Origin of the sequence: Collimonas sp. NPDC087041 (assembly GCF_044745265.1) — a bacterium.
In the GTDB taxonomy this organism is placed as follows: Bacteria; Pseudomonadota; Gammaproteobacteria; order Burkholderiales; family Burkholderiaceae_D; genus Collimonas.
In genome coordinates, this window is record NZ_JBIUZX010000005.1 from 270,857 (window position 1) to 281,923 (window position 11,067).

Here is an 11,067-nt window from a genome sequence, read left to right on the forward strand (position 1 = left end):
TGACAGCATGAATATATCGCGTCCCTTTATTGAACGGCCGATCGCCACGACGCTGCTGACCATCGGCGTGGCGCTGGCCGGCATGGTGGCGTTCCGGCTGCTGCCGGTGTCACCTTTGCCACAGGTGGATCTACCGACCATCTCGATCTCGGCCGGCTTGCCCGGCGCCAGTCCGGAAACCATGGCCGCCACCGTGGCGACACCGCTGGAACGGGCCCTCGGTTCGATTGCCGGGGTCACCGAAATGACCTCATCGAGCACGCTCAGTTCGACCCGCATCACCATGCAGTTCGACCTCAGCCGCGACATCGACGGCGCCGCGCGCGATGTCCAGGCCGCGCTCAACGCCGCCCGTAACCTGCTGCCGACCGGCCTGCCCAGCAATCCGAGCTATCGCAAGGTGAATCCGGCCGATGCGCCGATCATGATCCTGGCGCTGACGTCGGACAGCATGACGCAAGGCCAGATGTACGACGCCGCCGACACCATCCTGGCGCAGAAGTTGTCGCAGGTACGCGGCGTTGGCCAGGTCAGCGTCGGCGGCAGTTCGCAACCGGCGGTGCGGGTCGAATTGAACCCGACCGCGCTCAACAAGTACGGCATCGGCAGCGCCGACGTCCGCACCGCAATTGCCGCCACCAACGCCAATCGCCCCAAGGGCGTGCTGGAAGACGGCGACAAGAACTGGCAGATCTACGCCAATGACCAGGCCAAGACCGCCGCCGAATATATGCCGCTGATCGTTGCCTACCGCAACGGCGCCGCGGTGCGGGTCAGCGATGTCGCACAGGTGACCGATTCGGTGGCCAATGTACGCAACGCCGGCTCGGCCAACGGCAAGCCCTCCGTGCTGGTCATCCTGAATCGCCAGCCGGGCGCCAACATCATCGAAACCGTTGACGATGTGCGGGCGCTGCTGCCACAGCTGCGCGCCTCGATTCCAGCCGCCATCAATCTCGACGTCGTCATGGATCGGACTCCGACCATCCGCGCGTCCCTGCATGAAACCGAGCGGACGCTGCTGATGTCGATCGGGCTGGTGATCATGGTGGTGTTCCTGTTCCTGCGCAACGGCCGCGCCACGCTGATCCCGGCGGTGGCGGTACCGATCTCGCTGATCGGTACTTTCGGCACCATGTATTTGCTCGGCTACAGCCTCGACAACCTGTCGCTGATGGCGCTGACAATCGCCACCGGTTTCGTGGTGGACGATGCGATCGTGGTGCTGGAAAACGTCTCGCGTCACATTGAGCAGGGCAAGAAACCGTTTGCGGCAGCCATGCTGGGCGCCAAGGAAGTCGGCTTCACGGTGCTGTCGATGAGCATCTCGCTGATCGCCGTGTTCATACCGATCCTCTTGATGGGCGGCATCGTCGGCCGCCTGTTCCGCGAATTTGCCGTCACCTTGTCGGTGGCGATCCTGGTCTCGCTGGTGGTCTCGCTGACCACCACGCCGATGATGTGCGCGCGTTTGCTGAAACATGAACCGAACCGCAAGCAGGGCCGTTTCTTCACTGCCACCGAACGCGCCTTCGAAGCCATGCTGCGCGGCTATGAACGCTCGCTGGCATGGGCGCTGCACCATTCCCGTCTGATGATACTGATCCTGGTGGCTACCATCGGACTGAACATCTATCTGTACACCGTGATTCCCAAGGGCTTTTTGCCGCAGCAGGACACTGGGCTGGTCATCGGCGGCATCCAGGGCGACCAGTCGATTTCGTTCCAGTCGATGACGGTCAAACTGAATGAATTCGTCAGCATTGTCCGCAATGACCCGGACGTTCAGAGCGTGATTGCCTTCACCGGCGGCGGCCAGAGCAATCGCGGCAACATGTTCATTACGCTCAAGCCGCTGACCGTCCGCAAGCTCACCGCAGACCAGGTAATCGCGCGCCTGCGTGGCAAGCTCAGCCACGTGCCGGGCGCCAACCTGTTCATGCAATCGGTGCAGGATATCCGTACCGGCGGCCGCTCCAGCGATGCCCAGTACCAGTACACCCTGCAGTCGGACGACCTCAACGAGCTACGCACCTGGGAACCGAAAATCCGCGACGCCTTGAGCGCATTGCCGCAACTGGCCGACGTCAATACCGACCAACAGGACAAGGGTTTGCAGACCACGCTGACCATCGACCGCGAAACCGCAATCCGCAGCGGCGTCACGCCGCAGCTGATCGATGCCACCCTGAACGATCTATTCGGTCAGCGCCAGGTATCGACCATTTACAGCGGCATGAACCAGTATCACGTGGTGATGGAAGCCGGGCCGCAATACTTGCAAAGCCCGCAAATCCTGCGTGACACTTACGTCAGCATCCCTGCCAGCACAGCCAATCTGTCGCCCACCACCTCGGCGCTGGGCACGCCACCAGCCTTGACCGCCGGCGGCCAGCTGGCTTCCAACTCATCGCTGGCGCTGACCTTGTCGACCACGGCCGAACAGCAGATGCCGTTGGCGGCATTCTCGAGTTTCCAGCCGACCAGCACCTCGCTAGCGGTGAATCACCAGAGCCAGTTCATCGCCTCGACCATCTCCTTCAATCTGCCGCCCGGCGTATCGCTGTCAGATGCCACGCTGGCGATCAACGACGCCATGGCCAGGATCGGCGTACCAACCTCGGTGCACGGCAGCTTCCAGGGCACAGCGAACGTGTTCCAGTCGTCTCTCAGCAGCCAGCCAATGCTGATCCTGACGGCGCTGCTGGCGGTCTACATCGTGCTCGGCGTCCTGTATGAAAGCTATGTACATCCGATCACCATCCTCTCGACCCTGCCTTCGGCCGGCGTCGGCGCCCTGCTCGCCTTGCTGGCGACCGGCACCGATTTCAGCCTGATCGCCCTGATCGGCGTGATCCTGCTGATCGGTATCGTCAAGAAGAATGCGATCATGATGATCGACTTTGCCTTGCATGTGGAACGCGAGCAGGGACTGTCGTCGCGCGATTCGATCTTTGAAGCCTGCCGCTTGCGCTTCCGGCCGATCATGATGACCACCATGGCCGCCATGCTGGGCGCCCTGCCGCTGGCGCTGGGTGCCGGCGACGGCGCTGAATTGCGGCGGCCGCTGGGTATCGCGATTGTCGGCGGTTTGATCATGAGCCAGTTGCTGACTCTGTACACAACACCCGTGGTGTATCTGTACATGGATCGCTTCCGCTTGTGGAGCGCGAATAAATGGGAGCGCCGCGGTGGCAGAGCAGCGCCAGATGTAGCTGAAGCGTAGCAACCCGACAAATCAGGAACCCTGGTCGGCGCACAACGATAATCAACGGATCTAACATGAAACACATGCATATACCTACGCACAAAAACCTGATGGCGCTGGCGATCGCGACGCTGTTGTTGAGCGCCTGTGCCGTCGGCCCCGACTACGTGCGCCCGGTGGCCGATACGCCGGTGGCCTTCAAGGAAAACAAGGACTGGAAAGTGGCGACGCCGCAAGATCAGCCCTTGCAGGAAAAATGGTGGGAAATCTACCAGGATCCGCAATTGAATGCGCTGGTCGAGCAGGTGAATATCTCCAACCAGAACCTGGCACAGGCTGAGGCGCAGTTCCGCCAGGCCCGGGCGCTGGTGCAATCGGCGAGGGCATCTTATTTCCCGACGATAGGAGCGAACGGCTCAGCGACGCGTTCGGGATCCGCCGCCAATGCCATTAATGGCGGCCAGATTTCCAACGCCTATTCGCTGGGCCTGAGCAGCAGTTGGGAACCCGACGTGTGGGGCCGTATCAGCCGCACGGTAGAGGCCAATCGCGCGTCGGCGCAAGCCAGCGCCGCCGATCTGCAGGTGGCCAAACTCAGTGCCCAGTCCACTCTGGCGCAAGACTACCTGCAGTTGCGCGTGGTAGACATGCAGCAGAATCTGCTCAACGACACCGTCGCCGCCTATCAGAAATCGCTGCAGCTGACGCAGAACCAGTACGCAGTCGGCGTCGCCGCGCAATCCGATGTCATTCAAGCGCAAACCCAGCTTAAATCGGCGCAGGCGCAGGCCGTCGACAACGGCGTGCTGCGCGCCCAGCTGGAACACGCGATTGCCCTCCTCACCGGGCAAGCCGCTTCCAGTTTCTCGATAACGCCGGCGCCGCTGGTTGCGGTATTGCCGACTATCCCGATCGGCGTACCGTCTGCATTGCTGGAACGTCGCCCCGACGTGATCGCTGCCGAGCGCTTAGCAGCCGCAGCCAACGCCCAGATCGGCGTGGCCAAGGCGGCTTATTTCCCGAACCTGACGCTGTCGGCTTCCGGCGGCTTTCAAAGCAGCAGCTTTGGCGACTGGCTGACGGTGCCGAATCGGATCTGGTCGCTCGGACCATCGCTGGCCGCAACCTTGTTTGACGGCGGCGCCCGCCGCGCCCAAAGCGATCAGGCAATCGCTGCGTATGACGCCAGCGTTGCTGTGTACAAGCAAGCCGTGCTGACCAGCTTCCAGGAAGTCGAAGACAATCTGGCTGCTTTGCGAATCCTCGAACAAGAGGCCACCGTGCAAAGTGAAACCGTCAAATTTGCGCACCGTGCAGTTGAACTCATCCTCAATCAATACAAGGCCGGCACCGTCAATTACAGTAGCGTAGTGACTGCGCAAGCGACCGCATTCAGTGCCGACCTGTCTGCACTGAATATCCAGAACCGGCGCTTTGCCGCTAGTGCGGCACTGATCAAGGCGCTGGGCGGCGGCTGGGACCAGGCTGAATTGCCTGATAACGCCATGCTGAATGATCGCGGTGCGGATGGCGCAGTCAAGCCGATCCAGAAGTAAAGATATTGCCGTCGGCCGCACGGCCCTCGGCATCGTCGCGTTCGACAGGGGGAAAAAATGAATTTCGGCTCAAGCTGGCAACTGTTTGCACTCGGCTCGGCATTTTTTGCCGGCCTGACGGCAATCTTCGGCAAATTCGGCGTGACCGGCATGAATTCGAATTTCGCCACCTTCATCCGCACCATCGTCATCCTGTTCGTGATCGCCGCCATCGTCACCTTGCGTGGCGAATGGCAAAAACCAACGCAGGTAGGCGCCACCAATTGGCTGTTCCTGGTGCTGTCGGCCATCGCTACCGGCCTGTCGTGGCTGTGCTATTACCACGCCCTGCAAATCGGCCCGATATCGAAGGTCGCGCCAATCGACAAACTGAGCGTGGCGTTTGCCATCGTGCTGGGACTGCTGTTTGCCGGCGAACAATTGACCTGGCCGGTGGCAATCGGCGGTTCGTTGATCGTGGCCGGGTCGGTGGTGATCATCGCCTTCTGATTGATTCTCAAGCGCCAAACTGGTTTGCGTAACAGCAGGTTCGCAGCAAGCGCAATTGGGGAAAATCGCCCTGTCTTGCCGGTTCGCGCCATCAAAAATTAACACATGATTAATTTATAGTCTTGCTTAATTTTCAAGAGTATGATGCCAATTCCCGCGCGGGGCATCCTCCCGCAGAAGAATTCGTCGTCTATCAAGAAAATGAAAAAAATCCTGATCCTGAGTGTCAGCGCCGGCGCTGGACACATGCGCGCAGCCGAAGCCATCCGTTCCTTTGCCACAACCCACGAGAGTGAAATACAAGCAACGCACCTGGACGTGATGGAGTATGTCTCGACCAGTTTTCGCAAGCTGTATACCGATTTCTATATCAAACTGGTCAGCAACCACCCGGCGCTATGGGGCTATCTGTATCAGAAAACCGATGAAGCTTCGCAAAGCGCATTCAGCCAGAAAATTCGCCGCGCCGTAGAGCGTCTCAACTGTCGCACACTGCTCGCCGAGATCAAGCGATTGCAACCCGACGCCATCATCTGCACCCACTTCCTGCCGGCGGAACTGCTGTCCCGGGAAATACGCAAGGGTCGCCTGTCGGCGCCGGTCTGGGTACAGGTAACCGATTTCGACTTGCACAATATGTGGATCGTGCCGAACATGCGCGGTTATTTTGCCGCCAACGATGAAATTGCTTATCGCATGCGCCAGCGCGGGCTGCCATCTAATTCCGTACACGTGAGCGGCATACCGATCATGCCGGCGTTTTCGGCCAAACTCGATCGTGCCGTCTGCTCGGCAGAATACGGCATTGATCCCACCCGAAAAACCTTTCTGATGATGTCCGGCGGCGCCGGCCTCGGTAGCCTTCCCGATTTGGCGCAACGTCTGCTTGCCATGGAAGGCGATTTCCAGTTGATTGCACTGGCAGGCAAGAACACACAAATGCTGGAGGCGCTCAAGCAGATCGCCGCCGCGCATCCGGGACGTTTATTTCCCCAAGGTTTTACCGACAAGGTGGAGCGTCTGATGGCATGCGCCGATCTGGTCATCACCAAGCCGGGCGGCCTGACCACCTCGGAATGCATGGCGATGGGATTGCCGATGATCGTCAATTCACCGATTCCCGGGCAGGAAGAGCGCAACGCCGATTTTCTGCTTGAGCAAGGCGTCGCGCTCAAAGCTGTCGATGCCATTGCGCTGGAATATCGGATTCGATCACTACTGAATGAGCCGCAACGGCTGGACGCGATGCGCCTGAAGATAACGCCGCTGGGCCGTCCGCACGCCGCGCAATGTGTGCTGGATCGGGTACTTGCCGCCGCACCGCTGGATGACACAGCATAACTGTTCTCAAATTAAATATGTCACGTCGATACATCTCTTTCGCATCATCGCTACTGATCTGCCTGGCGAGCCTGTTCGTCACAGCAGGCAACGCGTCTGCGGTCGGCGACGATCTTGCCACGCGGCCGTTGCAATGGGCGCAAACTGTCGCCGACGCCCCGGTCAGCAACTTGCATCGCGTCACTCCGCTACTGTATCGCAGCGCTCAACTGTCAAAGGATGACGTGCCAACCCTGCAGAGTCTAGGCATCAAGAAGGTCATCAGCTTCCGTGCTTTTCATGCGGACGACAAGATACTCGCCGGCAGCAACATTGCCATGCAGCGGATTCCGATCAATACCTGGAACATTCGCGATCAGGATATGGTCGCCGCCCTCAAGGCTCTGCGCAATCTGGATCAGGATGGACCGATCCTGATCCACTGTCAGCACGGCGCTGACCGTACCGGCCTGGTCTCCGCGCTGTATCGCGTTGTTTATCAAGGCTGGACCAAGGAGCAGGCCTTGAACGAACTGCAAAATGGCGGATATGGCTTTCACGCCATCTGGCAAAACATCAAACGCTATCTGGAACAAGTTGACATCGACAAGCTACGCCGCGCAGTCGCCAGCTAAACCATTCACAGCGTCGCCATCACGGCTCCGCGCAATGCATTACAGACCATGATCTGCTCGGCGGCCAACAGATCGTCCCTGGTCAGGCGTCGCTCCTGGGCATTCCACGCAGGATCGCTCAACACCACGCTGCGCATTACGCCCGGTAACAAACCCGCTGCCAACGGCGGCGTGTACCAGCGTCCATCCAGCATGACGAACACCGAGCTGCGTCCGCCTTCGGTCAATTCACCCAGATGATTGAAGAACAGCATATCGAAGGCGCCCTGCTGCTCGGCCAATCGCCAGGCCTGATCGTAACGCTGCCGCACGCTGCTCTTGTGTCTTAAAAACAGATCGCCGCGCTGAGTCGGTTCATCTGCAATCAATAATTTGACCGGCGAAGTGAGCGTGCTTAATGGCGCGCTCTGCACACTGCACGCACCATCTGCCGATAAGGCCAGGCGCAAGCGTTGCGCACCCTCCGGCGGCAGGCTTGCACAATGCGACTGCACGGCCGCACGGCATTGTTCCGGTTCGCAAGGAATACCGAAATACACCGCTGAATCCTGCAGCCGTCGCAAATGCAAATCCAGGTTCCGGCAACCGTCGGCACGGGTCGCGTACATGGTTTCAAACAAGGAAAAATCGCCACGCAGGCCGGTGAGGAACTTTGCCTTCAGTGCGCATTCGGCATATTCGTCGGCGGCCACGCTGTCGTGCACGATGCCGGCGCCGACACCCATTTCACCGCGTCGTATGGTCGCGCCCAAAGGACCGTCCGGTGTCGGTGGTTGCAGCACCAGGGTACGGATCGGCACCGACAGGCAGAAATCGCCAAACTGGCGGCCTTCCGCGGCTGCATCGAACCAGCCGATCGCGCCGGTGTACAACCCGCGTGGCTCCGGTTCCAGTTCTTCAATGATCTGCATGGTGCGCAACTTCGGCGCACCGGTAATCGAACCGCAGGGATACAGCGCCTGCACTACGCCGGCCAGGCCGACATCGTCGCGCACCCGGGCTTGCACCGTGGAGGTCATTTGCAGCACGGTATTGAAACGGGTGACTTCAAACAGCTTCGGCACCTGGACCGAACCCGGCACCGCAATACGTCCGAGGTCGTTGCGCAGCAAATCCACGATCATCAGGTTTTCTGCTCGATTCTTGGGATCGGCCGCCAGCGCCAGCGCGCTCTGCCGATCTTGCTCGGCATCGCCGCTGGCCGCAGCGGTGCCTTTCATTGGCCGCGCGGTCAGCACGCCCTGCGTATGACGCACAAACAGTTCCGGCGACAGCGACAGCACCGTGGCGCCATCGGGCAAAGCGATCAGCGCCCCGTAAGGCACCGGCTGGCGACCCCGCAATTGCCGATACAGCGCCAACGGATCGCCGTACATGTCGAAGCGCAGCCGATAGGTGTAGTTGACCTGATAAGTGTCGCCGGCCTCGATGTAGGCGTGAATTTTTGCGATTGCAGCAGCAAACTGCTCGGCGCTGACATTCGGCTGCAGCTTGGCAATACCTGCATTGTCGTCGCTGCTCTGCTCCGCCTGACGTTGTTCCAGCCACGACTCGACCTGATCGTCGTTCAGTTGGCTGCAATCGGCGAACAGCAGGATTTGCGCCAGTCCCGGCTGCGACCGCTGCGGCAAGACATGCTGCAGCCCTATTCCCAATTCGTAGGCAAACAACGTCACCGCATGCAGGCCGTCCTGCACAGCCTGCTGCATCTGCGCCAGCAACTGCGGCAACTCCTCGGCCCGGGAACATTGCAGGCATTCAACCAACCCGGTATAGAGGCGCGACGAGCCGGTCCGGCCGGACTCGGCACTACGGTCATCCAGCAATGCAAAGCAGGCGGAAAATTCGGCCCGAGAAGAACAAAACGTTGTATTCATGATTTTTTACAGACAAACAGCATGCCGCCAATGCAACAACGACGCACTTCGGCGGGAAAGCCTGCCATGCTACCTGATCGGCCAAAGATTAGGGCCTATTGACCTTCAATTTGGGAGATGCGTTCCAGCCAAAACGTGTGGTGGCAAGGCGCGTGGCGCAGCTGGGGCTGGTGCCCCAGCAAGCCATGCAACGCGGCCAGCGCACGTTTTGGCTGGAACCCTTCGGGAACGGCTGCAGGCGTCGCATGCCGTTGTTGCAACTCCTTGCCGTAGCACCACTACGTCGCGTCGTCGCGCCTAGGCACGCAACGCCTGCCGCGCGTTCGCACTCCCAAATTGAAGGTCAACAGGCCCAAGCCAAAACGCTATAATTATGCACTTTGCCAGCACAGCCGCTTACGATGGCGCCAAGCTCTGTCAAGGCATCGTCGGCAGCCCGGTTCCGGCTCTATCTACCGATCCCACATGGCCATATCCCGCGTCTTCCTCACACCACTGATTGTGGCCTGCGCCCTGTTCATGGAAAACATGGACTCCACGGTCATCGCGACCTCTCTGCCAATGATGGCGCACGATATGGGTGAAAGCCCGATCGCGCTGAAACTGGCGATGACCTCCTACCTGGTCAGTCTCGCGGTATTCATCCCGATCAGCGGCTGGATGGCCGACCGCTTCGGCGCCCGCACCGTATTCCGCAGCGCCATTGGCGTGTTCATGTTTGGCTCGATCCTGTGCGGCATCTCGAATACGCTGGCCGAATTCGTCGCCGCCCGTTTCCTGCAAGGTGTCGGCGGCGCCATGATGGTGCCGGTCGGACGGCTGGTGATCTTGCGCACCACTTCCAAAGCAGAGTTGGTGCGCGCACTCAGCTACCTGACCATCCCGGCGCTGCTGGGGCCGGTCATCGGACCGCCGCTGGGCGGCTTCATCACCACCTATTTCCACTGGCGCTGGATTTTCTTCATCAACGTACCGATCAGCATCCTCGGCATCTATCTGGCCACACGCTTCATTGAAAACCTGCGCAGCGACGACACCGTGCCGCTCGACTGGATCGGTTTCCTGCTGTCGGCAATCGGCTGCTCGACCCTGATGTTCGGCCTGGCCAGCGCCGGCCGTCATCTGGTCGCCGGCGATGTTTCGTTGATCTGCGTGATTGTCGGCACGATCAGTTTGATGGCGTACGTCTGGCATGCGTTCCGAACGCCACATCCGTTGATCAATCTGCGCCTGCTGCAAATTCCAACCATGCGCATGAACGTGTTCGGCGGTTCGTTGTTCCGGATTGGCGTCGGTGCGCTGCCATTCCTGCTGCCGCTGTTGTTCCAGCTTGGTTTCGGCTTGACGCCGTTCCAGTCAGGCTTGCTGACTTGCGCTTCCGCTGCTGGCGCGATCTTTGTGAAGACCATGACTACCGTGGTGTTGAAGCGCTTCGGCTTCCGCAATGTACTGGTCTACAACACCGTGCTGGGTACCTTGTCGATGGCGGCGTTTGGCCTGCTGCAGTTCGACACGCCGCATCTGATCGTGATCCTGATGCTGCTGCTGGGCGGTTGCGTACGCTCGATGCAATTCACCAGCCTGAATGCGATTGCTTACGCCGAGATCGATCAGCGCCAGATGAGCCAGGCTACCAGTCTGACCAGCGTGGCGCAGCAGTTGGCGATCGGGTTGGGAGTGACGGTTGGCGGTTTTGCGTTGCAGGTGTCAAATCAAGTGCAGGGTCATGCGACGATCGTGAGTGCAGACTTCTGGCCGGCGTTCTTACTGATTGGCTTGATTGCATTGGCTTCGTTGCCGTTTGCACTGAAGTTGCAACCGGATGCCGGAGCTGAATTGTCCGGGCGCAGATAGCCGTTCAAACAAGGGGCAGTTGCAATACGTAGGGTGGGCACGCAGTGCCCACGTCGGCTTTCTCAAACACCTTATCTGGTTATCGGTATTTCCGCGTGGGCATTGTGTGCCCACCCTACCTAAATGTG

The 11,067-nt window shown here is 59.9% G+C and carries 7 protein-coding genes; 6 read left to right on the forward strand and 1 reads right to left on the reverse strand.

The window, feature by feature from the left end; genetic code table 11:
- Nucleotides 1-7: 7 nt before the first annotated feature.
- The 5 genes from ACIPF8_RS11770 (at nt 8) to ACIPF8_RS11790 (ending at nt 7,208) form a co-directional block, all read left to right on the forward strand.
- Entirely contained in the window at nt 8-3,226 is a 3,219-nt protein-coding gene (locus ACIPF8_RS11770) for an efflux RND transporter permease subunit (RefSeq protein ID WP_400421085.1), read from the forward strand.
- Nucleotides 3,227-3,291: 65 nt separating this feature from the next.
- Nucleotides 3,292-4,764 (forward strand): efflux transporter outer membrane subunit, encoded by a 1,473-nt coding sequence (locus ACIPF8_RS11775; RefSeq protein ID WP_400421087.1) that lies wholly within the window; start codon nt 3,292-3,294, stop codon nt 4,762-4,764.
- A gap of 57 nt (nt 4,765-4,821) precedes the next feature.
- Entirely contained in the window at nt 4,822-5,253 is a 432-nt protein-coding gene (locus ACIPF8_RS11780) for an EamA family transporter (protein ID WP_400421089.1), read from the forward strand.
- Nucleotides 5,254-5,454: 201 nt separating this feature from the next.
- Nucleotides 5,455-6,594, forward strand: a complete 1,140-nt coding sequence (locus ACIPF8_RS11785) for a glycosyltransferase (protein WP_400421091.1) — start codon at nt 5,455-5,457, stop codon at nt 6,592-6,594.
- Between the two features lie 17 nt (nt 6,595-6,611).
- Nucleotides 6,612-7,208 (forward strand): dual specificity protein phosphatase family protein, encoded by a 597-nt coding sequence (locus tag ACIPF8_RS11790; RefSeq protein WP_400421093.1) that lies wholly within the window; start codon nt 6,612-6,614, stop codon nt 7,206-7,208.
- 5 nt (nt 7,209-7,213) lie between these two features.
- Here ACIPF8_RS11790 and pabB read toward each other — a convergent pair whose 3' ends face one another.
- The gene (pabB, locus tag ACIPF8_RS11795) at nt 7,214-9,085 is read right to left on the reverse strand and encodes an aminodeoxychorismate synthase component I (protein WP_400421095.1); all 1,872 of its coding nucleotides are present in this window, start codon (nt 9,083-9,085) and stop codon (nt 7,214-7,216) included.
- 465 nt (nt 9,086-9,550) lie between these two features.
- Here pabB and ACIPF8_RS11800 point away from each other — a divergent pair, with 465 nt between their 5' ends.
- Nucleotides 9,551-10,939, forward strand: a complete 1,389-nt coding sequence (locus tag ACIPF8_RS11800; protein ID WP_400421096.1) for an MFS transporter — start codon at nt 9,551-9,553, stop codon at nt 10,937-10,939.
- Nucleotides 10,940-11,067 lie beyond the last annotated feature (128 nt).

Excerpts from the sequence above, each read along its gene's own strand:
- ACIPF8_RS11770 (WP_400421085.1), top strand. The coding sequence starts at position 8 with ATGAATATATCGCGTCCCTTTATTGAACGGCCGATCGCCACGACGCTG.
- ACIPF8_RS11775 (WP_400421087.1), top strand. The coding sequence starts at position 3,292 with ATGCATATACCTACGCACAAAAACCTGATGGCGCTGGCGATCGCGACG.
- ACIPF8_RS11780 (WP_400421089.1), top strand. The coding sequence starts at position 4,822 with ATGAATTTCGGCTCAAGCTGGCAACTGTTTGCACTCGGCTCGGCATTT.
- ACIPF8_RS11785 (WP_400421091.1), top strand. The coding sequence starts at position 5,455 with ATGAAAAAAATCCTGATCCTGAGTGTCAGCGCCGGCGCTGGACACATG.
- ACIPF8_RS11790 (WP_400421093.1), top strand. The coding sequence starts at position 6,612 with ATGTCACGTCGATACATCTCTTTCGCATCATCGCTACTGATCTGCCTG.
- pabB (WP_400421095.1), bottom strand. The coding sequence starts at position 9,085 with ATGAATACAACGTTTTGTTCTTCTCGGGCCGAATTTTCCGCCTGCTTT.
- ACIPF8_RS11800 (WP_400421096.1), top strand. The coding sequence starts at position 9,551 with ATGGCCATATCCCGCGTCTTCCTCACACCACTGATTGTGGCCTGCGCC.